General features: G+C 33.4%; 25 protein-coding genes. 18 read left to right on the top strand and 7 right to left on the bottom strand.

The features are described from left to right. Window positions 1-4 precede the first annotated feature (4 nt). From gndA to ABJD27_RS18010, 12 genes are all read left to right on the top strand, one after another. A complete protein-coding gene (gene gndA, locus ABJD27_RS17955) occupies window positions 5-1,885 on the top strand; it encodes an NADP-dependent phosphogluconate dehydrogenase (RefSeq protein WP_348164828.1) in 1,881 nt (626 codons plus the stop codon). A 30-nt stretch (window positions 1,886-1,915) separates the two neighbouring features. Beyond that, the gene (locus tag ABJD27_RS17960; RefSeq protein ID WP_348164831.1) at window positions 1,916-3,262 is read left to right on the top strand and encodes a gluconate:H+ symporter; all 1,347 of its coding nucleotides are present in this window, start codon (window positions 1,916-1,918) and stop codon (window positions 3,260-3,262) included. Window positions 3,263-3,369: 107 nt separating this feature from the next. Beyond that, entirely contained in the window at window positions 3,370-3,768 is a 399-nt protein-coding gene (locus tag ABJD27_RS17965; RefSeq protein WP_348164834.1) for a hotdog domain-containing protein, read from the top strand. 80 nt (window positions 3,769-3,848) lie between these two features. Then, window positions 3,849-4,844, top strand: a complete 996-nt coding sequence (locus tag ABJD27_RS17970; RefSeq protein WP_348164837.1) for a hypothetical protein — start codon at window positions 3,849-3,851, stop codon at window positions 4,842-4,844. A gap of 2 nt (window positions 4,845-4,846) precedes the next feature. After that, complete coding sequence (locus ABJD27_RS17975; RefSeq protein ID WP_348164839.1) at window positions 4,847-5,812, top strand: hypothetical protein; 966 nt, start codon at window positions 4,847-4,849, stop codon at window positions 5,810-5,812. A gap of 90 nt (window positions 5,813-5,902) precedes the next feature. Beyond that, window positions 5,903-6,883, top strand: a complete 981-nt coding sequence (locus tag ABJD27_RS17980; protein ID WP_348164842.1) for a hypothetical protein — start codon at window positions 5,903-5,905, stop codon at window positions 6,881-6,883. A 94-nt stretch (window positions 6,884-6,977) separates the two neighbouring features. Next, window positions 6,978-7,976 (top strand): hypothetical protein, encoded by a 999-nt coding sequence (locus ABJD27_RS17985; RefSeq protein WP_348164845.1) that lies wholly within the window; start codon window positions 6,978-6,980, stop codon window positions 7,974-7,976. A 93-nt stretch (window positions 7,977-8,069) separates the two neighbouring features. After that, entirely contained in the window at window positions 8,070-8,990 is a 921-nt protein-coding gene (locus tag ABJD27_RS17990) for a hypothetical protein (RefSeq protein ID WP_348164848.1), read from the top strand. A 137-nt stretch (window positions 8,991-9,127) separates the two neighbouring features. Then, window positions 9,128-10,081: a hypothetical protein gene (locus ABJD27_RS17995; RefSeq protein ID WP_348164851.1), complete on the top strand. Its 954-nt coding sequence runs from the start codon at window positions 9,128-9,130 to the stop codon at window positions 10,079-10,081. Window positions 10,082-10,100: 19 nt separating this feature from the next. After that, window positions 10,101-11,060 (top strand): hypothetical protein, encoded by a 960-nt coding sequence (locus tag ABJD27_RS18000; protein ID WP_348164854.1) that lies wholly within the window; start codon window positions 10,101-10,103, stop codon window positions 11,058-11,060. An 18-nt stretch (window positions 11,061-11,078) separates the two neighbouring features. Then, window positions 11,079-12,038 carry a hypothetical protein gene (locus ABJD27_RS18005; protein ID WP_348164857.1) on the top strand — a complete coding sequence of 320 codons (960 nt, stop codon included), beginning with the start codon at window positions 11,079-11,081 and terminating at the stop codon, window positions 12,036-12,038. Between the two features lie 207 nt (window positions 12,039-12,245). Further along, entirely contained in the window at window positions 12,246-14,738 is a 2,493-nt protein-coding gene (locus tag ABJD27_RS18010; RefSeq protein ID WP_348164860.1) for a zinc-dependent metalloprotease, read from the top strand. A 64-nt stretch (window positions 14,739-14,802) separates the two neighbouring features. Here ABJD27_RS18010 and ABJD27_RS18015 read toward each other — a convergent pair whose 3' ends face one another. Further along, on the bottom strand, window positions 14,803-15,375 hold the full coding sequence (locus ABJD27_RS18015; RefSeq protein ID WP_348164863.1) for a M15 family metallopeptidase: 573 nt from the start codon (window positions 15,373-15,375) through the stop codon (window positions 14,803-14,805). Window positions 15,376-15,651: 276 nt separating this feature from the next. On the opposite strand from ABJD27_RS18015, the gene ABJD27_RS18020 reads away from it, so the two are divergent. From ABJD27_RS18020 to ABJD27_RS18030, 3 genes are read left to right on the top strand one after another with little or no spacing between them, the layout of a single operon-like run. Beyond that, window positions 15,652-16,359 carry a T9SS type A sorting domain-containing protein gene (locus tag ABJD27_RS18020; protein WP_348164866.1) on the top strand — a complete coding sequence of 236 codons (708 nt, stop codon included), beginning with the start codon at window positions 15,652-15,654 and terminating at the stop codon, window positions 16,357-16,359. A 44-nt stretch (window positions 16,360-16,403) separates the two neighbouring features. Next, the gene (locus ABJD27_RS18025; protein WP_348164869.1) at window positions 16,404-17,612 is read left to right on the top strand and encodes a class I SAM-dependent rRNA methyltransferase; all 1,209 of its coding nucleotides are present in this window, start codon (window positions 16,404-16,406) and stop codon (window positions 17,610-17,612) included. 21 nt (window positions 17,613-17,633) lie between these two features. Next, window positions 17,634-19,190 (top strand): family 20 glycosylhydrolase, encoded by a 1,557-nt coding sequence (locus ABJD27_RS18030; protein WP_348164872.1) that lies wholly within the window; start codon window positions 17,634-17,636, stop codon window positions 19,188-19,190. Between the two features lie 10 nt (window positions 19,191-19,200). On the opposite strand, the gene ABJD27_RS18035 is transcribed toward ABJD27_RS18030, so the two are convergent. The 3 genes from ABJD27_RS18035 to ABJD27_RS18045 all read right to left on the bottom strand — a co-directional run bounded on the left by ABJD27_RS18035 (window position 19,201) and on the right by ABJD27_RS18045 (window position 21,349). Then, window positions 19,201-19,602, bottom strand: coding sequence for a hypothetical protein (locus tag ABJD27_RS18035; protein WP_348164875.1), 402 nt, complete (start codon window positions 19,600-19,602; stop codon window positions 19,201-19,203). Between the two features lie 149 nt (window positions 19,603-19,751). Beyond that, a complete protein-coding gene (locus ABJD27_RS18040; RefSeq protein WP_348164878.1) occupies window positions 19,752-20,183 on the bottom strand; it encodes a hypothetical protein in 432 nt (143 codons plus the stop codon). A gap of 110 nt (window positions 20,184-20,293) precedes the next feature. Continuing rightward, window positions 20,294-21,349 (bottom strand): VWA domain-containing protein, encoded by a 1,056-nt coding sequence (locus tag ABJD27_RS18045; RefSeq protein WP_348164880.1) that lies wholly within the window; start codon window positions 21,347-21,349, stop codon window positions 20,294-20,296. A gap of 209 nt (window positions 21,350-21,558) precedes the next feature. On the opposite strand from ABJD27_RS18045, the gene ABJD27_RS18050 reads away from it, so the two are divergent. Both ABJD27_RS18050 and ABJD27_RS18055 read left to right on the top strand, forming a co-directional pair. Further along, a complete protein-coding gene (locus tag ABJD27_RS18050) occupies window positions 21,559-22,260 on the top strand; it encodes a hypothetical protein (protein ID WP_348164883.1) in 702 nt (233 codons plus the stop codon). 68 nt (window positions 22,261-22,328) lie between these two features. Next, window positions 22,329-22,904: a hypothetical protein gene (locus ABJD27_RS18055; protein ID WP_348164885.1), complete on the top strand. Its 576-nt coding sequence runs from the start codon at window positions 22,329-22,331 to the stop codon at window positions 22,902-22,904. 6 nt (window positions 22,905-22,910) lie between these two features. Here ABJD27_RS18055 and ABJD27_RS18060 read toward each other — a convergent pair whose 3' ends face one another. Further along, the gene (locus ABJD27_RS18060; protein ID WP_348164888.1) at window positions 22,911-24,158 is read right to left on the bottom strand and encodes a mechanosensitive ion channel domain-containing protein; all 1,248 of its coding nucleotides are present in this window, start codon (window positions 24,156-24,158) and stop codon (window positions 22,911-22,913) included. Window positions 24,159-24,234: 76 nt separating this feature from the next. Here ABJD27_RS18060 and ABJD27_RS18065 point away from each other — a divergent pair, with 76 nt between their 5' ends. Further along, complete coding sequence (locus ABJD27_RS18065; protein ID WP_348164891.1) at window positions 24,235-24,771, top strand: GNAT family N-acetyltransferase; 537 nt, start codon at window positions 24,235-24,237, stop codon at window positions 24,769-24,771. An 8-nt stretch (window positions 24,772-24,779) separates the two neighbouring features. On the opposite strand, the gene ABJD27_RS18070 is transcribed toward ABJD27_RS18065, so the two are convergent. Both ABJD27_RS18070 and ABJD27_RS18075 read right to left on the bottom strand, forming a co-directional pair. Continuing rightward, window positions 24,780-25,103 carry a metalloregulator ArsR/SmtB family transcription factor gene (locus tag ABJD27_RS18070; protein ID WP_348164894.1) on the bottom strand — a complete coding sequence of 108 codons (324 nt, stop codon included), beginning with the start codon at window positions 25,101-25,103 and terminating at the stop codon, window positions 24,780-24,782. After that, window positions 25,093-25,518 (bottom strand): SRPBCC domain-containing protein, encoded by a 426-nt coding sequence (locus tag ABJD27_RS18075; RefSeq protein ID WP_348164897.1) that lies wholly within the window; start codon window positions 25,516-25,518, stop codon window positions 25,093-25,095. Before ABJD27_RS18075 ends, ABJD27_RS18070 begins: the two co-directional genes overlap by 11 nt. Window positions 25,519-25,651: the final 133 nt, after the last annotated feature.

Raw genomic sequence — 25,651 nt, forward strand, 5'->3', positions numbered from 1 at the left:
GCCTATGATCTATATTATTATGGGAGTTTCGGGAGTTGGAAAAACTACTATAGGAAAGGCCTTAGCAAGACATCTAGATATTCCTTTTTATGATGCAGATGACTTTCATCCAAAAGCAAATAAAGATAAAATGGCATCTGGTATTGCTTTACAAGATGATGATAGATGGCCATGGCTAGATACGATTGTGTCTAACTACACACAATGGGAAGTCACAGGAGCTGTACTTGCTTGTTCTGCACTTAAAGAAGCATATCGTTTACGATTATTAGTAGATCATACAAAAGTAGAACTCATTTACCTTTCGGCTAGTTTTGATGCCGTACAAGAACGATTATCTGCTCGTGCTGCACATTTTTTTAATCCTACCTTATTACAATCTCAATATGATACTTTAGAAGTGCCTCAAAAAGGTATTATTTGCGATGCTTTGCAAAGTGAAGAGATGATATTACAGTCAATTATGAACGCAATTAAAGAAGAGAATAAACCTCAATTAGGACTTATAGGACTTGGAGTTATGGGGAAGTCGCTTTCGCGAAATTTTGCAAATCATGATATACGTTTATCAGTGTATAATAGACACGTTGAAGGTATAGAAGAAAATGTTGCTGCAGATTTTGTAAATACATTTCCAGAGTTAAAAAATTGTAAAGGGTTTGACAATATCGAAACATTTGTTACTTCTCTTACGCTTCCGCGAAAAATATTTTTGATGGTCAATGCTGGCCCAGCAGTCGATGCTGTTGTAGAAGCATTACTACCACACCTGTCTGATGGAGATGTGATTATGGATGGAGGGAATAGTCATTATATAGATACAGAACGTCGCGTAAAAGAATTAAAAGAAAAAGGAATTCATTTTCTTGGAGTAGGAGTTTCTGGTGGGGAAGAAGGAGCACTTAAAGGACCTTCCATTATGCCTGGAGGGACAGATATAGGATACACAGAAGTAGGCTCTTTTTTAGAAGCCATTGCTGCACGAGATCGTAAAGGAAATGCCTGCTGTGCAAAAGTGGGGTCAGGAGGTTCTGGACACTTTGTAAAAATGATTCATAACGGAATAGAATATGCAGAGATGCAGCTTATAGCCGAAATATATGATATCATGCGTTCATATTGCAATCTTTCTTTAGAAGAAATAGCAACTATTTTTGATACTTGGAATTCAGGAAGCGAGAATAGTTATTTACTGGAGATATCTTCAAAAATTGTTCGTAAAACAGAAGATGGGCAACCACTCATAGATCTGATTTTAGATAAGGCAAAACAAAAGGGTACCGGTAGTTGGAGCACAACTGCAGCACTAGAAATAGGTGCTCCCTTTGATACGATTGCCCAAGCGGTACTTGCAAGGATTATATCATCAGAGAAAGACCAACGTCTTAAAGGAGAGAAATTATATAAAACCCAACATAAAAAGATTATAGAGTTAAATATAGAAACGATAAGACAAGCATATCAAACGGCAAGAGTTATCAATCATGCTATAGGATTTGAGACCTTGCGTAAAGCATCTTCTCATTATGATTGGAATTTACATCTTTCTGAGATTGCTCGTATCTGGACCAACGGATGTATTATACGTTCTAAACTGATGGAGCAATTGATTTATGTATTAAAAGATTTTGATGACAATATATTATTTCACGAAAGTGTAATACCACAAATAGTAAAAGGACAAACAACATTAAAACTATTGGTGCAACAAGCTGTGGGAGCTGGTGCTGCAATACCCGTTTTTAATGCTGCAATCAATTATTTTAATGCCCTTGTTCAAGGAAATTCGGCAGCAAATATGATACAAGCACAGCGTGATTTTTTTGGTGCACATACCTATGAACGAAAAGATAAAGAAGGAAGCTTTCATACTATTTGGGAGTAAATTTCTTATAACTAATTTTAGATATTTACGATGGACATACAGTTACTAGCAGCAGTATTCATAGGGATAAGCGTCTTATTGTTTTTAATCCTTCGGTTAAAACTTCAAGCGTTTATTGCTTTATTAATTACCTGTATTGTTGTGGGTGTTATCGCTGGAATGGAGCCTAAAATAATCTTGGAGAGTGTTAAGAATGGTATGGGAGGAACTCTCGGTTTTGTTGCTACTGTGGTAGGGCTAGGGGCATTATTTGGAGCTATTTTAGAACGATCTGGAGGTGCGCAGCAATTAGCACAATCTATGTTAAAACTATTTGGAGTACAAAGAGCACCTTGGGCAGTGATGCTTACTGGATTCTTTGTAGCGATTCCCGTGTTTTTTGATGTAGCCTTTATTATTCTAGTACCGTTAATCTATGCCTTGCAAAAACAAACAGGAAAATCGTTACTCTTATATGCAATTCCGTTATTAGCAGGACTTGCTATTACACATACTTTTATTCCTCCTACGCCAGGACCTATAGCTGTAGCCGATATTCTTGGTGCAGATCTAGGATATGTTATCATTTTTGGGTTTTTAGCTGGATTACCAGCTGCTATTATTGCTGGACCATTACTTGCAAAACGATTGTCAAAAACAATGCATATCCTGACTCCAGAAGATATGGTAACGACGACAGATATTCCTGAAAATGCTCCTTCGGCGGGGACGATTTTACTTATTATAGCAATTCCTATTTTCTTAATTGTGTGTAATACAGTACTTGGGAGTCCGCTTTTTGGAGAAGGAACACTTCCAGAATGGGTTACGTATACTGCTGGGTTATTGGGACATCCTTTTGTAGCACTTATTATTGCAAATATGGTTGCTTGGTATTTTTTAGGTATTCAGAAAGGATTTACCAAACAACAATTACTAGATATCTCTACAAAGTCATTATATCCAGCTGGGGTTATTATACTACTCACAGGAGCTGGTGGTGCTTTCAAACAAATACTTATAGATACCGGTGCGGGTAAAATGATAGCCGAAGCATTAAGTGGAGACTTTTTTCCTCCCGTTGTTTTTGGATTTGTAGTAGCAGCTATTGTGAGAGTATTACAGGGATCGGCTACGGTGGCTATGATTACGGCAGCAGGGATTACAGCTCCTTTATTAGGTCTTTCGGATACAAGTGCTCCACAGCTTGCTGTTTTGGTGATTGCTATTGCTTCTGGGGCGACAGTGTTTTCTCATGTAAATGATAGCGGCTTTTGGCTTGTAAAACAATACCTTGGATTAACAGAAAAGGAGACATTTCGTTCTTGGACGGTCATGACTACGTTAATAGCATTGGTCGGATTAGTCGTTTCTACAGTACTTTGGTATCTTGTATAAGTCCGCTTTCGCGAAAGCGTATATAACACTATAAGAATTTGATATGGTATTGTAGGTGTTACTGATCAATAGTAGATTAAATTTGTATCAAACTTAAAAGTAATACTATGAATTTTCATACTAGAAAATGGATCAAACCAGAAGACTTAAACCCTAATGGAACTCTTTTTGGTGGACGTCTTTTAGAATGGATAGATGAAGAGGCAGCTTTGTATGCGATTATTCAATTGGAAAACCCCCGTACAGTTACAAAGTATATGAGTGAGATTGATTTTCGCGCAAGCGCAAAAAAAGGGGACATTATAGAGATTGGACTGGAAGTCGCAAAGTTTGGAACGGCTTCATTAACATTACGTTGCGAGGTACGTAATAAAATGACTCGAGAAGTTATTATTACTATAGAACGTATTGTTATGGTAGGACTTGATGAAGATGGGAAAGCAAAACCACACGGTAAGTCAGAAATTGAGTATGTGAAAGACAGGTTACCTTCTAACGGGGATTAATTTATAAAAAGGTAACCTTTATCGGTTGCAACGATTTATAAAAGAGTAGTTTTTACATTGGTCATATCTAAAACCAACCAATGAAACACTTATACTTATTAATAATCGCTTTTCTGTGTGTTAATTGCTCCTCTGACGAGAAACCAATAGAAATTGTCTTAAATGATATTGAACACGGAGCAGTCATACGTACACTTGCCGTAAATTATGCAGAGTTCCATCCAGGAGATCTTACGTCTACATTTAATGTTGATATAGAAGAACAAGATTTAGAAGATGGGAATTTACTTGAAGAAGTCGATGTGTATATTCGATTCCTAGATAATACACTTACTTCGGGAAATGCCTCAACACAAGAGGTCTTACATAAAACTTTTACAAAATCTGATTTTACTATAGGAGCTAATGGTTTTCCTACTACAAATCTTAGTATCTCATATCAAGAAGCAATAGATGCAACGGGCGTTGCAGAGAGCTTAATAGCTTGTAAAGATCAATTTCTTGTAAGATTAGATCTTAAATTAACAGATGGACGTTCTTTTTCTTTTGGTGATAGTAGTTCTAATATTATAGCATTTGATACATTTTTTAGTTCTCCTTTTTGTTATACGATTAATGTAGTCGAACCTATAGCAGAAGATGTTTTTACAGGGGTATATGATATGGAGAGTCTTGTCAATAGTGCGCGATTAGATGTTCCTGTATTTACAGAGCTAGAAGAAGACTTTTCTGCAATTATTGCTTTGTTTGAAATAAGAAAAGGGCATAGCACCAATACTCGTGTATTTGATGGTTTTTATGCAAATGGGCATAGAGGAGGAGAACGTTTTAGAACGTTTGAATTTACTGTTGCTTGCGACGAGATTATTTTTCAAAAAAATCAATTCAGTAGTTACCGTTCTGCTTGTACTTCTCGAGATCCGATAATTCTTCTTGGACCATCAGAGACCAATGGGCTTGCTAATTCTTCTGACGATACTGTTTTTACAATGCATGTATTAGAAGGATATTTAGGTTTTGATGGTGGATGCGGTTTTGGATCTCATGAAGCCATTGTAAAATTTTCAAAACAATAATTATGTTATATAACCAACCACGCACTTGTATACTGTATCTGTTTATTTCTGCACTTATTGTATCGTGCTCTAATGATGAAAAAACAATTGAAGTAGCAACCGAAGGAAGAGAGATTGGTGCATATGTTCGTACTACAGAAACGGTAAATGCAGATTTCTCTATTAATAATCCTTCTGATATTTTTAGAGTAGAACTTGAGGCACATGATGAACAAAATGGATCATTGCTAGATGCTATAGAAGTTTACCTTACCTATAAGAAAGATGGAGCATTACCATCTAATGAGGTTTTATTAAAGACATTAGAAAGAGATGTTTTTGAGATAGGACAATTTGGAAAACCAGTAAGTCCTCTTAGTGTTTCTTTTGAAGAAGCTTTAAGTGTGTTTGGTCTAACTATGGCAGATATGTCTTGTAAAGATCAATTTGAGGTAAGAATCAATCAGAAATTAACCGATGGGAGATCATTTACAACAGGGCAGTCGAGTTCTAAAATTCTTGCAGCAGATGATTTTTGGAGTTCTCCTTTTTGTTATACGATTAATGTTATAGAGCCTATACCTGAAGACTTATTTACAGGGACTTACTTATTAGAAAGCGTGCTAGACGGGCCTTTGGGAGAAACCTTTGGAGAGACTCAACTTGTAGAAGTTTATAAAGGACACTCTACTAATGTACGTGAGATGCGTTTACGTCATCGACTATCTATAGAAGAAGAGTTTCCGCGTATTTTTCGATTTACGATTGTGTGTGATGAAACTGTTTTTAGTAAAGATTTGCTATCTAGTAAAATAGGGTTTTGCGGTATAGATCCAGCCATTTTATTAGGTCCAGATAGTGTAAATGCTACAATAGATCCAAATGATGATACTGTTTTTGAATTATGGTTTGTAGAAGGGTATTTAGGATTTGATGGCAATTGTGGTTTTGGGACAGCACCTTCAAGAATTAAACTTTCAAAGCAGTAAAAGAAGAGGAAGTTTTGGCATGTGTTTAAAGTATGTGCCTCTGTTTTTGTTATCTTATTTGGTTATATTTCTAAGAAAAGAATTTGCGCTATGAAAAATATATATTTAGTTCTTCTCTTATTGTTGGGGTTTATTTCTTGTAATGATGACGAAAAAGCAGTAGACATTGTTTTTGAACAAGCACAAGTAGGAGCTATATTAAGAACACAATCTGTAGAAAATTTAACTTTTGATACTTCTGCTCTTCAACGTTCTATACAATTTACTCTAGAGTATCAAGATGGTCAGGAGACATCGTTATTTTCTGATGTTGAGGTTTTTATATCTTTTGTAGATAACACTCCCGAGAATGGTGATGATTCAAGAAGTGCTCAAAACTTTAGAGTATTAACAGATCAAGATTTTACAGAAGGGATTAATGGATTACCTATTACTGATGTTACGGTGACTACTCAAGAATTATTAGATGCTTTTGGGTTTAGTACTTCACAAGTTACCTGCACAGATAGATTTATAATTGATTTACAACTCAATTTGACTGACAATAGAAGTTTTACCCATGCTAATAGTATTGGGCCTATTATAAGTTTTGCAGGCGCTTTGAGTTCCCCATTTACCTATGATATCTATGTTGTAGATGGTATAGATGATGAGTCATTTACTGGTAACTATAGTTATACTAGTATAGAAGATGGATTTGGTGGACCTACAATTATTACTCCTGCTATTCTAGAGATAAGTACTTCAAGACCAAATGCGCGTAGTTTTGAGATTTTTAGAGACCAACAGCAAACTGTTACTGGAGGAGTATTGGTGCGTTCTGAAGTAGAATTCACAATTGCTTGTGATCAAATTATTTTAACGAGATATGTTAGATCATCTATTGTATGTAGTTCTGAAGTAGAAGGAGATGTTCATGTTTTATTAGGACCAGATATCAATTTAAATAATACAGCAAACCCTAATGATGACACTGTTTTTAATTTACGATTTCTAGAAGCTTTTGAAGGAAATGATGGTTTTTGTAATTGGCCATTGACTCCATCTGAAGTTAGATTTTCAAAACAATAAAAGGAGTAATATTCACTTGATTGCAAGTTAATTATTATCGGCATATACGCTTATTGTTTTATATAAGTATACTTTTAATGAAACAACCAATCGAATGAAAAATAAATACTTTTTATACCTCTTTTTTGTGGGGTTATTTTCTTGTAGTAATGATGAAAAAGCAATTGAAGTTGTTACAGAAGAGGTAGAACGAGGGGCAGTTATACGTACAGTAGCTATACATAATGCTGATTTTGATATTAGTAATACACAAAGCACATTTAGTATTGAAGTAGAAGAAATGGATATTGAAGATGGCGGTCTGTTAGAGACATTAGACGTTTTAGTTCAATTTAGAGATAATACACCCACAAATGGAAATAACTCAACGTCTAATACTTTAGTACAAACCATTCCAGCTGATGAATGGGTAACTGGTCCTACACTAGAAGGATTACCTAGAACTTCATTAGAATATACATTTGAAGAACTCTTAACTATTACGGGTCTAACAGCAGCAGAGATATCTGTTAAGGATCAGTTTTTAATAAGTTTAGATTTAAAACTTACAGATGGCCGTGTTTTTAATGCCACAAATGCGAGCTCTATTATTCTTGCATTTAATACATTTTTTAGCTCTCCATTTTGTTATACTATTAATATTATAGAACCTATCCCTGAAGACTTATTTACAGGGATGTATCTTATGGAATCTATACTTGATAGCCCTTTCGGACAAACATTTGTAGATATTAATGGTCAACCATTTCCAAATGGTAGTATTGTAGAAGTCATAAAAGGGCATTCTGAAAACACAAGAGAGTTTAGAGCGCGTCATGCCTTGCATCATGTAAGTATAGAACTACCTAGACGTTGGGAATTTACCGTAGTAGATGATCAAATTGTTATGGGGAAGAATCAACTCTCTTCTCCAGAGGGCTATTGTATACAAAATTCGGCTCCTGCATTGCTAGGGCCAGATACCGTAAATGGTATGGCAAATTCCAATGATGATACCGTATTTGAGTTGTGGTTTGTAGAAGGATATTTAGGTTTTGATGGTAATTGTGGCTTTGGAACTGCTCCGTCAAGATATCGATTTTCAAAGCAATAAAATGCGACCACTTTATAAAAAAGTATTTTTCATTTAAGAAGCAACCTTTTATATAATTACAGATAATTAGGTATACACTAATTAAAAAAAAACATGAAAAAAATAGTTATCATATTATCGATTATACTGTTCACATACGTAAGTTGTAGTTCAGATGAAAAGCCTATAGATATTCTTTTCAATGCACCTAATGGAGCTTTACTTATAAACACAGAATTAGGCAATGACAATTTTGTAATTACAGACTTAGAAAGTACATTTTCTGTAGAGGTAATGGCAAATGACCAAGAAAGAGGTGAATTTTTCGATTTTATAAGAGTTTATATTAGTTTTAAGAGTAATACTTCAAATGGAGTTAATAGTAGAAATGAAGTTATTTTACAGGATATACCGAGATCAGAATTTTATATCGGAGAGTTTGATAGACCTCACACATTATTAAATTATAGTTTTCAGGAAGCACTTGACGCGCTTGGACTTACTATAAATGATGTCTCCCTTGGTGATCAATTTTTTATTCGTCCAGATATGCACTTAAAGGATGAAAGGGTTATAGGATATGCAAATAGAAGTCCTAATATATTTTCTAAACATTGTGAAAACTCTCCATTTTATTATCAAATCAATGTAATTAACCCTATTGAAGATGCTTTATTTACAGGGATATACAGTTATGAAGTTATTGCTTCATCAAATAGTGGATTAATAGGTGGATCTGGGGTTACTACCATTACTAATGGAGATTATGCTAACCAAAGACGTTCTCAGGTTTTAGATTTTGTGGTTGCTGGTGATTTTATAATACCAGATATTTATCAAGAGGAATATAGGTTTCTATGTACTCCTCCTTTTAATGTAGTTTTTTGGGGCCCTCAAGAAAATAGTTTTGGACTTTTAAATCTTCAAGATGATTCTGTTTTTGAAGCTGACTTTGTCATTGGGTATGATGGTTGGGTAGGAGGGGATTTATCAGATGAACCTATTACGGTTACGTATAGGTTTTCTAAACAATAGTACGCTTTCGCGAAAGCATATAAAGAAAATATATAATACAAAACTAATGACGGTTCTTATTTTACGAGTTGTCTATAGATAATGTTTTTGAAAACTAAATCTATTAAAATACAATTAGCTAACTAAACCTATATCCTATGAAAAAAATTACTTTTATACTCCTGAGTGTTATTCTATGTATTTCCTGTAATGAAGAAGATAAAGCTATTGAAACTGTCCTAGAAGAAGTAGATAGAGGAGCAATCTTACGAACGCTAAATTTTAATAATGGTGAGTTTGTAGTAAATGATCCAGAAAGTATTTTTAGTATTAATCTAGAAGAACAAGATATAGAAGAAGGAGGATTACTAAATACAGTAGATGTTTTTGTTTCATTTATAGATAATACTCCAGCTGGAAACTCAATAACTACATCAAGAGTTTTGTTAGAAACAATACCAGCGTCAAGTTTTACCTCAAATGGACTTGGATTACCAGGTATAACACTAGATTATACGTTTGCAGAATTATTAAGTGCAACAGGACTAAGTATTGATCAAACGGCTTGTAAGGATCAATTTCGTTTGGATTTAGATCTCAATTTATCAGATGGATTAACCTTTAACATTACCAATTCTGGAGGAACTGTTGTAAATACTAGTGGTTTCTTTAAATCACCATTTACATATTTGATCAATATAGTAGAACCAATTTTATCAGACCAATTTACTGGAATATATCAATTTACAAGTATTCAGGATGGTTTTTTTGGACCTACTTTTGGAGAAGATGGTTTGGTAACTGTAACAAACGGACATTCTAATAATGTTAGAGTTTTTGAAGTAAATGGATCTTCTGGAACCGTTATAGAAATTGAATTTAGTGTAGTATGTGATATAACCGTGGTTACTAGATATCAGAAGATTAGATTTGGATGCACACTTGATGATGTGTCAGATAGAGTTCTTATTGGTCCAGATGTAATTCCTGCTACTATAGATCCTAATGATGATTCTGTTTTTGAGTTATACTTTCTAGAGGCTTTTGAAGGTTTTGATGCGAAGTGTAATTTTGAAAATGTTCCATCTAAAATTCGTTTTTCTAAACAGTAATCTAAAAAGTATGTGTTATATGAAACTACATAGGATTGCATATATGCTACTATTTTTTTCTATAATTTCTTGCAGTAATGATGATAAGGCTATAGATGCTTTAGTAGAGGAGACAGAAAGGGGGGCTGTATTGCGCAATATTAATAAGGTAAGTAAAGACTTTATACACAATAATTTTGAAAGCGCTTTTGATATAGAAATAGAAGAACAAGACCTTGAAGATGGGGCTCTTCTTGATTTTGTTCGTTTATATGTAGCGTTTAGGGATCACACAAGTGGTAGTAATGATAATAGTGTACAAGAAATTATGCTAAGAGATATTCCATCTAGTGAATTTGTAATTGGACCAGATGCTTTGCCTCGAACAACCGTTCGTGTCACTTATCAAGATGTAGTAGATGCTCTTTCTATAAACACACTGCTTATTGAGCCAGGTGATCAATTTAGTTTGCGTATGGAAATTCATCTTACAGATGATCGTACTTTTGATACTATGGACACTACTGCATCCATTCTCACAGACGCTTGCTTTTTTAAATCTCCACTTCGTTATGAAATTAATGTAATAGAAGTTATTTCAGATGATTTATTTACAGGCATATACTCTTATGAAGTAATCACAGATACGAATAGTTCTAATGCTGCTATTTCAAATCAAGGTATTGTTTCAATAACCGTAGGAGATCTTCCTAATGTTAGAAAAACTAGTATCATAGGTGAAGGACTAGAATTTACAGTAGCTGGGAATAATGTGTACCCCAAAATTTATCAATCGGTTAATCTTTTTTGTATAGAGTCTGGTCCTCATATTTTATCAGGACCTAATGATACTAATTTTGGAATGATTGATCTAAATGATGACTCCTTATTTTTTCTAGATCTCGATGTAGGATTCGAAGGATGGGATGGGACACTAGAAGATGATAATACGGCAGTAGGCATTCCTACATTATATACATTTAAGTTTTCTAAACAATAATTTTTAAATATAAATTTTATGAAGTTATCTCGATATATATACCTGTTCATCTTACTTGTTGCAATTTCCTGTAGTAGTGATGATAAAGCAATAGACGTTGTTTTTGAAGGAATAGAGCGTGGAGCTGTATTGCGTAATATTAATAAGGTAAGTAAAGACTTTATACACAATGATTTTGAAAGCGCTTTTGAAGTCGAAATAGAAGAACAAGACCTTGAAGAAGGAGCTCTTCTTGATTTTGTTAGATTATATGTAGAATTTAGAGACCATACAGATGGAGGTAATGATAATAGTATACAAGAAATTATGCTAAGAGATATTCCATCTAGTGAATTTGAAATTGGCCCACATGCTTTGCCTCGAACGACCGTTCGTGTGACTTATCAAGAAGCAATAAACGCACTTTCTATAAATACACTGCTTATTGAACCAGGTGACCAATTTGGTTTACGTATGGAGATTCACCTTACAGATGGTCGTACATTTAGTACAGTAAATAATAGTGCATCTATACTTACAGATGCTTGTTTTTTTAAATCTCCACTTCGATATGAGATTAATGTATTAGAGGTTATTCCAAATGATTTATTTACGGGTATTTATTCTTATGAAGTAACAAATGGTGCTAATCAATTTGATTTTAATATTTCAAACCAAGGTATTGTTTCAATAGCTGCAGGTAATCTTCCTAATACTAGAACAACAGGCATTGTTGGTGAAGGACTAGAATTTACAATAGCTGGAGAGAATGTGTATCCAAAAATTTACCAATCAGTAAATCTATTCTGTAGAGAATCTGCACCTCATATTTTATCAGGACCTAATGATACTAGTTTTGGAATGATTGACTTGGATGATGATACTGTATTCTTTTTAGATATTGATATAGGATTTGAAGGATGGGATGGAACATTAGATAATAATGGAAATATGCCAGGAATTCCAGTATTGTATCGATTTAAATTTACAAAACAATAAAATTCTATCTGTTCATAGTACGCTTTCGCGAAAGCATACCATTAAGGAATTAAACGAGTACATTAAGGACTCACAATATTTATTTTCGAACTAGTTATAGCTTTAAAATAAATATTGAAATGTTAATATTGAAGTAAGTTAGTGTAAAGTATTTTGTTATTCTTATTTTGGAGGATACTTAATACCATTATATCAATCACTAATTCAATGAGAAGAATTTTAGTACTATCCTTGTTATTAGCATTTTGTTTTACAGGAAACATGCATGCTCAAAAAAGAAAGAAGAAGAAAAAGGGAACACCAGAAGTAGTCGCAAAACCTGAAAAGAAAAAGGACAAAGATGCGATTAAAGAGTATAAAGAAGTAGTTACCAAAGAAGCAGTAACTGATAGTGGTCTTTTCCAGGTTCATCGTGTTAAAAAATCATACTTATATGAAATCCCCTTTTCTTTATTAGAAAAGGATATGTTATGGGTAAGTCGTATTGCTCAAATCCCTAATGGTTTAGGAGGAGGTTTTTTTAATGCAGGTACAAAAACAAATGAACAAGTTGTACATTGGCAACGTTACCAAAATAAGATTTTACTTAAAATAAAATCATTTAGAAACATAGCAGATAGTACCAAAGCAATTAGTAATTCTGTACGAGTTAACAATTATGAGCCTACCTTATATGCATTTGATATAAAGGCATTTAATGAAGATTCTACATCGGTAGTTATAGATGTGTCTAAACTTTTTGGAACCGATGTAAAAGCAATAAGTGGATTACCTTCATTTTTACGTAAACAATACAAAGTAAAAAGATTAGATGCTTCTCGTAGTTTTATTAATAGTGTTAAAAGTTTTCCTTTAAATATAGAAGTAAAACAAGATTTTACATATGATGCTGCCGAGCCTCCTTCAGAACGTAGTGCAGAATCTATAAGTCTTCAAATGAATCAATCTATGATTCTTTTACCTGAAGAACCGATGCAACCTAGAATAGCCGATTCAAGAGTTGGTTTCTTTACAGTAAGTCAATTTGATTATGGTAGTGATGCTTTAAAGGCTGATGAGAAAACATATATACGTCGTTGGAAATTAGAACCAAAAGACCCAGAAGCATATGCAAGAGGAGAACTTGTAGAGCCTATAAAGCCTATTGTTTATTATCTAGACCCTGGAACACCAGAAAATTTACAGAAATATATAAAACAAGGAATTGAAGATTGGCAAAAGCCTTTTGAAACTGCTGGTTTTAAAAATGCTATTATAGCAAAGGATGCTCCTACATTTGAAGAAGACCCAGAGTTTAGCCCTGAAGATATTAGATATTCTGTAGTACGATATGTAGCAAGTACAACCCGTAATGCTGTAGGACCAAGTGTATCTGATCCTCGAAGTGGAGAAATTATAGAAAGTGACATTATATGGTATCATAATCATTTACGCAGTTATAGAAATCGATATTTATTAGAAACAGGAGCCGCAAACCCTAGTGCTCGTACGTTAAATACTCCAGACGAAGAAATAGGAGAGATGATGCGTATGGTAATTGCTCATGAAGTTGGGCATGCCTTAGGATTCCCTCATAATATGGCAGCAAGTTATGCTTATGATGTAGAGTCATATCGTGATGGTAATTTTACTCAAAAAAACGGTATTGCATCAAGTTTAATGGATTATGCTAGATATAATTACATCGCACAACCTGGAGATCAAAACATACGATTTGTCCGTCAAATGGGACCTTATGATCACTATGCTACAAATTGGGGGTATCGATGGATTCCTAATGCAACTTCTCCAGAAGGAGAGACAAGAATTTTAAATCAGTGGATTTTAGAAAAAGCAAATGATCCTATATTTAAATTTGGACGTCAATCAAGTCGTTTTGATCCGCAATCACAAACCGAAGGGATAGGTGATGATCCTATCAAAGCTAGTACCTATGGAATTAAAAATTTAAAATACGTAGCACAACACCTTCCAGAATGGACTTCTGATCAAACAAACAATTATCAAGATCTAGAAGAACTCTATGGAGAACTATTAGGTGTATATAGTAGATACGTAGGTCATGTAGTGACAAATATTGGAGGGGTATATGAAAATTTAAAAAATCCAGACCAAGAGGGAATTGTATATACACATTTAGATAAAAATGCTCAAAAAGCATCTATGGTGTGGTTACAAGATAACTTATTTAAAACCCAAGATTGGCTTGCAGATAAGTCCATTTTACAAAATATAGATCATGCTGGATATTTTGAACGCATGCGTAATGTGCAATCACGTTATCTCAACGGACTTTTAAGTTTTGATCGTATAGGAAGACTAATAGATGCAGAAACTGTTAATGAAGAATATTATAGTGCTTATGATATGCTTTCAGAATTACGTAAAGGATTATGGTCAGAAGCTTCTAGAGGACAAAGTGTAGATATTTATAGAAGGAATCTACAAAAATCCTATTTAGCTAGGATGGAATTTCTAATGACAGATGAAGGACCTAAGAGAAGACCAAGAAGATCAAATTTTGAAAGTACATTTATATATAATACAAGCACATCTGATATTAAATCCTTAGTAAGAGGAGAACTTACAACATTACGTTCTATCCTTAGAAGCGCTAGAAATGGGAACATTACAAAGATTACTAAGTATCATTACCAAGATGTTATTGCTAGAATTGACGCTTTATTAGATCCTAAGTAATATATAATAAAACTATATTTAAAAAAGCTCTTTAACTTTTTGGGTTAAAGAGCTTTTTTATGCATTATTCTTCACAGTCAAAATCAATATCAAGGACTTTTAATCCATAATTTTTTGCTTCATAATTAAAATGCCACCACTCAGTACGAATAGGAGAGAAACCATTTTTTTTCATAACATCCCATAGTATTTTTCGATTAGCTTTTACTGTATCACTATGTGGATGATCCATATGTGCCTCTTTTCCAAAATGATCATAATCACTTCCCATATCTAGGACCGTACCGTCTAGCTTTACAATAGTCATATCTATGGCAGCACCTCTATTGTGTATAGAACCACTCTTATATGGATTTCCTACATAAGATGGATTAGGATAGATAGCCCACATCTTCTTTTGTACAGAAAGCGGTCTATAACAATCATAAAACTGAATTTTATACCCTAGCTCACAAAAATCATGATTTGCTGCTGCAATAGCTTCTGCTATTTCAGGAAGAAGTAAACATTGTACACAATCATATACGGTTGTTTTTAAAAAATTATCATCAGTTGCATATTTTACATCGTATGCATATGTCCCCCCATATGTTTCAATGTTTACCAGTGGTGATTCTTGAGAAAAAATTGGGGTCATACAAAAGGTAATACTCAATAAAAAAATAGCTGCTCTCATAGGGTTAATGTACAAAAAATGATAAAGAAGGTGTATACGCTTTCGCGAAAGCGTATATTAATATAATTATAAGCGATAGATGATTGAAGATTAAACCTGAAATTTACTTTGAATACATTTAAATTATTAAATGTATTCAAATAAGTAATGTTATTATAATCGAAGTACTCATTAAGTTAAAATAATAGAAATCAGCATGTTTCAAGTATAATTTATTATCTTTATGAATATACGTTTATGAAAAAAAACATCTTCTTTATATTATTGTTACTAGTGTCTTTGATTGGGTTTTCTCAAGAAGAAGATTTGCTAAATAATGAGTGGATATTACATTATATGGTTATTGATGGAGAAACGACGACCATTTTAAATGCTCCCTATCCAAGTATTGTATTTAATAATTCTTCAAATGAGTTTGATGTTTTTGCAACCGTTAATGGATTTAATTATTTTGCTGAATTTTCTCCGCCAACCATATTTAATGAAAATAGTTTTGTAGTTCAAGAAGGCGGGGTTACTCTAGGCGATTGTTTTTCTGATTGTGAACTCGAAAACAAATATCTCGGGACCATATTACTTGGTTTTGAAAGAGAGTTTAATTATGAAATAATTAGTGAATCAAATGGTAATAAAACGCTAACTATAGTTACTCCCGAAGGTAATATTGCTGTACACGGCAATTATTTTCTTTCTGTAGATGAACTTACAAAAAGAACTACTAAAATTTATCCTAACCCAGTAGAAGATGTATTACATATTAATTCTAAGGAATTAATTATTAAAAAAATAAATGTATTTTCATTACTGGGCACAAGTATTTTTGAAACTAGTGATATAGATCAAAATTATTCAATAGATGTGTCTTCTCTAAAAATGGGAGTTTACTTTGTTCAAGTTATATTTGAAGATGGAAATGATTATATGCATAAATTTATAAAAAAGTAATTGTATTTCTTTATTTTGCGATATAAGATAGACAGGGTACTTTGATGATCAAATTTCCAAACATTACTACACAGCGTCTTGCTGTTAAATTAAAACTTAAAGCTGAAAAACTTGTAAAACAAGGACATCCGTGGGTTTTTGAAGATAGTATTGCCAAGCAAAACAAAGATGGAAAAACAGGGGACATAGTCATCCTTTTTGATCAACGTAAAGATAAAGTATTTGCTATTGGATTATATGATTTGGATTCTCCTATCCGTATTAAAGTACTGAGCGCCTCTCCTGTAACATTAGGAGTTCCATTTTTTAAAGAAAAAATTAAACTTGCTTTTTCTAAACGTAGTAGTCTACTTAAAACAGATACAGATAGTTATCGTTTCATCTTTGGAGAAAATGATGGATTTCCTGGTTTTATAGCAGATGTATATAAAGATGTTCTTGTTGTAAAATTATACACTGCTATTTGGTTCCCATACTTAGAAATGATATTGCCTGAGCTTTTGCAGGTATCAGGATGCAAAACGTTGGTGATGCGATTGAGTCGTAATTTGCAACGATCAAATGCTTTTGGGATTACTGATGGACAAGTAATAACGGGTGTGCTTTCTAGTGAAGTTGTTTATTTTAAAGAACATGGAATTCGGTTTTCGGCAAATGTAATACACGGTCATAAAACTGGATATTTTCTTGATCATAGGCATAATAGAAAACGTGTAGGAGAACTGTCACGAGGAAAAAAGATTCTTGATGTATTTAGCTATGCAGGAGGTTTTTCAGTGCATGCACTGGCTGGGGGAGCTACAGAAGTAATAAGCCTTGATATAAGTGCGCAAGCTTTAGAGGTTGCAGTACAAAATGGTCAACTTAACCCAAATACAGGAGTTCATAAAACAATGGCTATAGATGCATTCTTAGGTTTACAACAGCTTATAGATGCTAAAGAAAAATTTGATATTGTAATTATAGACCCACCTAGTTTTGCAAAAAGTGCTAAGGAAATTAATAGTGCAAAGCATAGTTATAGTAGACTTGCTGTTCTAGGAGCACAACTAGTTTCTAGACAAGGAATTCTTGTGTTGGCATCATGCTCATCTAGAATTACAGCACAGCAATTTTTTGATATTTCGGAACAAGGAATTGTAAAAGCACAACGAGGGTTTAAGCATATAGAAAAAACATTTCACGACAGTGACCACCCTATAGGTTTTCCAGAAGGGGCTTACCTTAAATGTGGTTATTATAGATTAGATTGATACTTGATAATACCTTTTACTATGAATAAAAACATATTAGTTTTTGGAATATTAATATTTTGCATCTTTATAGGATGTGCACCAGAAAAACCAGAAGTTTTTGTAGCTATTTCTGAAAGAGCGTTGCTTCCATACCCTCAAGAACTATCTACTTCTGATCAAGGTTTTCTTATAGATGAAACGACAACTATTTATGCAGGGACTCTAAATGAAAGTAAGGCAATAGCACTACAGTTTTTTAATCGTTTACAGCAAGCAAGTGGATTAACACTAGAGACTAAAAATGAAAATACACTGGATGAGAATAGTATTCATTTTGTATTAGATAAGAATATGAAAGGGATTAGTTCTCAGGAAGGATATCTTCTTCAAGTTACTAGAGACCGTATTGTTGTAAAAGCAAAGAGTGGTGATGGATTGTATATGGGATTACAAACTCTTTTTCAATTATTACCAGACGAGATTGCATCAAAAACTATAACCCCTAATGTTGTATGGGCAGTTCCAGGAATAACTATAAATGATGCCCCAGCATTTGAGTATAGAGGTGCAATGCTAGATGTAGCAAGACATTTTTTTAGTGTAGACGATGTAAAAAGATATATTGATTTATTGACTAGTTATAAGATTAATAAATTACACTTACACCTTACTGATGATCAAGGATGGCGTATAGAGATTAAATCTTGGCCAAAGCTTACCCAAATAGGGGGGAGTAGTGCCGTAGGAGGTGGTAAAGGTGGTTTTTATACTCAAGAACAATATCGTGATATTGTAGCTTATGCAAAACTGCATCATATCACCATCATTCCAGAAATAGATATACCAGGACATACAAATGCAGCTTTAGCATCATACCCAGAACTTAATTGTGATGGAGTTGCTAGAGAACTTTATACAGGAACGAAAGTCGGTTTTAGTACGCTTTGCGTTGATAAAGAAATTACTTATACATTTCTTGATGATGTTATACGAGAGATCTCAGCACTTACTTATGGAGATTACATTCATTTGGGTGGTGATGAATCACATGTAACGTCAAAAGAAGATTACAATTTGTTTTTAACTAAGGCGCAAGCTATTGTAAAAAAGTATGGAAAAAATGTGATGGGTTGGGAGGATATTCAAAGTGCAGGAATTTCTGATGAGACCATTATACAACATTGGACAAATGCAGAAATAGCGACACTAGGAGCAAAACAAGGAGCAAAAGTTGTATTATCACCAGCACCAAGGACATATCTAGATATGAAGTATACTAAAGATACTAAGATTGGACTCACATGGGCAGGCCTTTCTCCTATAGATAGTGCCTATATATGGAGTCCAAAAGGATTACTTAAAGATGTGCCTACTTCACAAATACTAGGAATTGAATCTCCATTATGGACAGAAACAGTTGTAAATATGGATGCGATTGAATTTTTAGTTTTCCCAAGACTTATAGGACATGCAGAGTTAGGTTGGACTCAGGAGAAAAATAGAAGTTGGGAATCGTACCAAAAGCGTCTTAAAGCACATCAGAAACGTTTAGCCATAAAAAGTGTAGATTACTATCATTCTCCACTTTTAGATTAGTTATTCCAACTCATTCTAAGGAACTAATCCATTTTATGGCATTATCTAATGAATAAAAATTACGAATCTTATGTCGAAACTTTTTCTTTTCGATCATAAAATTCATTAATCCGCTTTTGTCGTAGGTCACAATTGCTAATGCTTTCAATTGAAAACCTTCCTTATAAAACGTTTCCCAATCTTCATAATTAATTTCATAGGTATTGTATCTATTAGAAATCAATGAAACTTGTATTTCTTTACCGTAATGACCTAATGCTAAATCAATAAGCTCTTTTGCACTTTCCCAAGTAATATACTCTCCTTCATTAATTTCGGAGACAATAAAATCTTTGTAGAAATAAAACTTACCGCATTGAAGAATGTATAATTCCTCAAATTGTGATAACAATTTTTGGTCTTGTATTTTCATATAAGAAAAATACAACTATCCAATTTGTGTAAGTTATATTTTGTAAGAGTGTAGGTAAGGAATAGTTAAAGTGTGTAATTAATTCGACAAACTACATGTTATTAAACTGTTCTGTGCAGTCAGTTACGATTTATAAGAATAGTAAATAATTAACATACCATTGATTCAGTTCTTATGGTCGGTTTATTTTTAGTTACCCATTCTGTAGCATCATACAAATTTTCAAATGTTTTGATTTTTGATTGAAAGAAGATTTTTTCCATCATAACATTGATAAGTCCACTTTTTGAATATGTAACCACAGCAAATGATCTAAGCGTATGTCTAGATTTAAAAAACTTCAACCAGTCTTTTGCTTCTATAGAGTAAGAGTGTATTCTATTTGAGATGTATGATATTCTTGAACCGCTTCCATAATGATTTAATGCAAGCTCTATAATGTCTTGAGCTGCGTCCCAGTCAAAATGTATCCCTTCATTAATTTCAGAGATGATAAAATCCTCAAAAAAATAGAATATACCCGTAGATAAGATGTAAACATCTTCGAGTTCATATTTTAAATTAGACTGAGCAACTAGCATACTATAAATCTACAGATGTTATCTTTTAGATTTGATGAAAATACTTTTTTTAAAAACAAAACTGATGAAATGCGATTAATTTTCGACAAAATACACAATCAAGAGTGTGTTTATTGACATCCACTACCAAAGCCAGTTGCGTCAAAAGAGGCTTCGACAACACCCGTTCTATCATTTGATAGGGCTTGTATCACTAGATTATTCATACCGCTACCATCACGCTTTGGGCTACAATATTCAAATAAGTAAAAGCTATTGGCTTGATTTGCAACATTATTTGACACTTGATTAAAGACGGTTTCTAACTCAGAGCTATCGGTAGCAAATACACTTCCTGAAGTTCCGATCTGAGATAGTGTATTTTCATCTATCTCATCGCCAAGACCAATAGTAAAGAATGATATATTCTCACTAGCATTATTTACAGCTGCTTGCGCTTCTTGTTGTGTAAAACGAGCTGCTTGATCTGTACCATCTGTAAATATGACAATAGATGCTGCTCCAAAAACATCCTGAGCTGTTGCATTTGTTATTAAATCTTCGGCTACTTGCGTAGATTTTATAACAGCGCCAAATAAATCTGTAGACGGATCATTACTTATATCAGTAGTGATGCTATTAATCGCGTCTTCTAATACAGTTGCACTAGATGTAGGTGATTGTAATTCGTGTAATACATCTTCTCCGTCAAACCAGTATATCCCCATTTGAAAGGAGTTTGTAGGTATAGATGGTACTACATTTGTTATAAAACTAATAGATGCATCTTTTAATTCTTGCAAATTGGCACTTAAGACGCTATTACTTAAATCCAAGACTAAAATTGTATTATTTATAAAAATTTGAGAATTTGGAGATATTTCTGCCGAAGACTCAGAACTTGAGATTTCATTAAAACATGCATCATTACGACCTTGTTCAAAAATTCTAAAATTTGATGGATTTAAACCAGGCACTCCATTTCCTTCATTATCTGTTACTCTAAAGAAGACAGACACTTTTGAAGGAAGCGTTGTAAAAGCATCTTCAATATTTAAAGTTAATTCTTGTGTCCCTAGATTAAGACATTCTATACCGCTTGAAGAATTACCATCATCATCACGAGTACTACAAGAAATGGTAAGGAATACAAGACATAATAGGGTGTAAAAAGCATTGAGTTTCATAAATGTTCGATTTGATTGATGCTAGCATAACGTCTGTTATCTCTTTTTTATTTTAAAGAGAACTGTTAAGAGTTCGTTAGTTATACGACCTAAAGATTATATCAATATCGTATTTGTAACCATATTTGGTATAAAACTTGTTAATGCATATGTTAAGTGCGAATGATTATTAATACGCATTTATTATATTTACCTATCAAAAAAATATTTTGAAAACTACACAACCTATATCTTATTTTAAAAATACATTACTATTATTGGTAGTATTATGTTCATCTATGGGATATGGACAAATAGATGCACCTCGTAAATCTATTAAGATAGATGGTACTCAAAATAATAAAACAGAAAAACCCATCTTAGTATCTCCAGAGAATGCTTCTTCTAGCATTTCTTCAGAGACCTTATCTGTAAAGAGTAAAGTACGTTTAGGAAAACCCGAAGGAGGAAACAAAAAACGTGAAGTGCGATTTATGGAAGGAGAGCAATTTGCTAAGAAAGATTATACCGATTTAGAGAATAAATTAAATAATAAGAACAACTTTTCGAATGATGCAGGATTAAAACCTGAGTATTATAATGATCAATTTTTTGGTGAATTTAATAGTGGTTCAAAGTTTGTCCGTTTCTTGTATAGAGATCATGAATATGTAGACGGAGATAGAGTAAGTGTTGCTGTAAACGATACGATCATACACCCTAATATTCACTTATCTGGTGATTTCCAAGGATTTTATATAGACCTTAAAAAAGGGTTTAATAAAATAGATATTACTGCATTAAATCAAGGTACCTCAGGACCTAATACTGCTCAATTTGTAATGTATGATGATAATAGACAAGTAATCTCTTCAAATACCTGGAACCTTGCTACAGGTGTAAAAGCTACTGTTATTATTGTAAAAGATTAATAATCCCTTTACGTTCTATTTTTTACGCTTTCGCGAAAGCGTATACCATCAATATCCAACTCATATTTATGAAATTCCTCTTTATTTTTTCTATTCTTTTTACAATACATACTAGTTATGCTCAAAACGAAGAATTACTTCTTACTATAGATGAACCATGGCGAAGTGAACGTTTGGAGTTTCCCATTGCTTTTGCACCATCTTTAGAGTATAATGGAGTGGAGGAAGTACGATTTGCAAAAGGATGGTCAAATCCTGATAGCGAAGAGTTTTGGACGTATACATTCTTGTGGTATCTAAATGAAGACCCTAAAATTACTGCAGATGTTATAGAAGACGACATAGAAGCATACTTTAATGGCCTTATGGAATTAGTAGGCAAAGGAAACGGACTGACAGATCTCCCAAAAGCAAATGTCGTTTTTGTAAAAGATAGCGATGAAAACAATTCTTTTGTAGGGAAAGCGAAGATTTTTGATGCCTTCTTTTCAAAAGATATCCAAGAGCTTAATATAAAGGCTGTTTCTGACTATTGTTCTGAAAAAGAGAAATATACAGTACTTTTTACATTCTCTCCAAAAGAATATAATCATACTATCTGGAAAACACTAGATGGGATTACACTTTCTGTAGATTGTGAATAATGTATATTATTTTTCAGCGATATAAACACCAGTGCTTGGTAATTCAAAAAGCGTTAAGTCAAAATAAGATATAGAAGCTAAGAAATGGTCAAAAATATCGGCCATTATGTATTCATAATTCTGCCATCTTTTATCACTACTAAAACAATACACCTCTAGCGGAATCCCTTGAGATGTAGGTGCTAGTTGACGTGTCATAATCATCATATCTTTATTAATAGCAGTATGATGTTCTACATAGGTTTCCATGTATTTTCTAAAAACCCCAATATTAGTAAGGTTACGCCCATTAATAACATCATCTACAATTCCTAATGATGCATTTGATGATTCTATTTTTTCTTGTTGATGTGTTATGTACTGAGATATAAGTGTTATTTTCTTGAGTTTTTGAATGTCTTCAGGAGTTAAAAATTTTATGCTGTCTTGCTTGATGTACAAAGCTCTTTTGATACGCCTTCCATCTGAGTCATTCATTCCTCTCCAGTTCTTAAAACTATCTGATATAAGAGCATAGGTTGGAATGGTCGTAATGGTTTTGTCAAAATTCTGAACCTTCACTGTTGCAAGGTTGATTTCAACCACATCTCCATCGGCGCCATATTTTTCAAAAGTAATCCAATCACCTATACGTACAATATCATTTGTTGCAACTTGTATACTGGCTACAAAACCTAGTATTGTATCTCTAAAAACTAAGATGATTACAGCGGAGATCGTTCCTAAACCAGCGAGAAATGTTAATATGTTGATTTTTGTAATTACCGCTAATGCTAAAAAAACTCCGACAAACCAAGCAAAAATCATAAACACTTGGATATAGCTGTCTATAGGTTTATCTTTTAATCTGGGTTTGGTCTTAAAATAACTTTTTAGCGAATTGAGAAAAGCACGTGCTATACGTAAGATTAGTACGATAGCGAGTAACTGTAAGAATATAATGGCTACTTTCTGTATTTCAGGGAAGTCTTGAAATATATAAGGAACCGTTAGATAAGCAATCGTAAAAGGAATTAAATGACCTACACGTCTTGGGACTCTATTATCTATAAATAAATCATCGAGACGAGTTTTAGAAGCAACTGCAATGGCACTAGAAACTTTGCGTAATATTTTTCGCGAAAGCATATCTACAATTAATAGAGCGAGTACAAGTAAAATGCACAATGCAATAACATTGATATACATAGCCATCGTATCAGAAAGCCCTTTGCTTATTAAAAGATCATACAACCAGTGACTTGTTTTTTTCATAAGAATGCGTCTATATTCTACAAAAGTAAAAAGTTATCTACTGTAAGTTCTCTATATTGTGTCTTATTTTACTTTTATGCAAGAAATAAGTTTTAGTTCATACGAATCTCTACGTACAGAAAGAATGTTATTAAGAGCTCCAGCTACTGTAGATAGAGAGACATTATTCTTTATGCGTACTGATCCAGCACTTAATAAATACATATTTAGGGAAGCACCAAAAACGCTGGCAGATATAGATGTATTTATTAAGGATCGCTTAAAAGATAGAGATACTAGCACAGCTATTTATTGGGTGCTTGCATTAAAAGAATTCCCCGAACAATACATAGGAGCGATATCATTATGGCACTTTTCTGAAGACAGAAAAACTGCTGAAGTAGGGTATGACCTTCACCCAGAATATCAAGGGAAAGGATTTATGGGGGAAGCACTAGAAAGGGTAGTAGATTTTGGCTTTAATACCTTAGATCTACATATGATCGTAGCTCATACACATAGAGAAAACAAACCTTCTAGAAGGTTATTAGAACAACGCACTTTTTCTCTTACAGATATAAAAGACGACATTGTTCCTACAAACATTGTGTATAAACTTACCAAAGATATATAATACGTTTGCTATCCTTTCTGATCCAAAAATGCACCTAGTTGATCTAGTTTTGTATCCCAGAATTGCTCATAGAAACTTAACCAATCTTTTACTTCCTGTAATGGTTTTGTTTCTGCCTTACAAAAGCGTTCTCGTCCTGAGGTTTCTATACAAATCAAGCCTGCATTTTCTAATGTTTTAAGATGTTTTGTAACCCCTTGTCTAGTCATATTAAATTGAGCAGAGACCTGAGTGATAGGCAATGCAGTAGCAGCGATCACTAAGGCGTGAAATAATTCACGCCTTGTGGGGTCAGAAATCGCTTTTAATATTTTTGTGACATTATCCTGCATGTACGATGTCTTTTAAATAACCGGTAAGTCCTTTTAAACAGTTGTCCCAACCGCCATTAAAACTTCCAAACATCTCGACAGCAGTTTCCCCCTCATAATTTGAAATTCCTGAATGCTCTAAATATAGTTTTGTGCCGCCATCTACTTCTTCTAATACCCATTTTACAATAGTATTCTTAGGGTTTTCTGCTACAATCCACGAATATATAAGCGTATATGGAGTTGCTTCGAGTATTTCGCCGCTTATTGGTGAACATTCGCCTCCTGATGCGTTAAAGGTGTATTGGCTTCCTTTTTCTGCTTTAAAAACGGCAGGAATAAACCAAGTTGAGATCTGATCTTGATCTGTAATAGCATCCCACACTTTCTGGATGGGATGGTTAAATAACTGTTCTTTTGAAATGATGTCTTTCATGAGTATTGTTTTTTGATTAATGCAACTAATGAGTTGCTAAATTACAATAAATAAATTAATATGCAACTTTTTGGTTGCTTATTAGTTTTGTATTCATAAAACGAATAGGAGATGCCTCTCTTTTTAAGAGCAT

Origin of the sequence: Dokdonia sp., from assembly GCF_039945015.1 — a bacterium.
Taxonomy (GTDB): Bacteria; Bacteroidota; Bacteroidia; order Flavobacteriales; family Flavobacteriaceae; genus Dokdonia.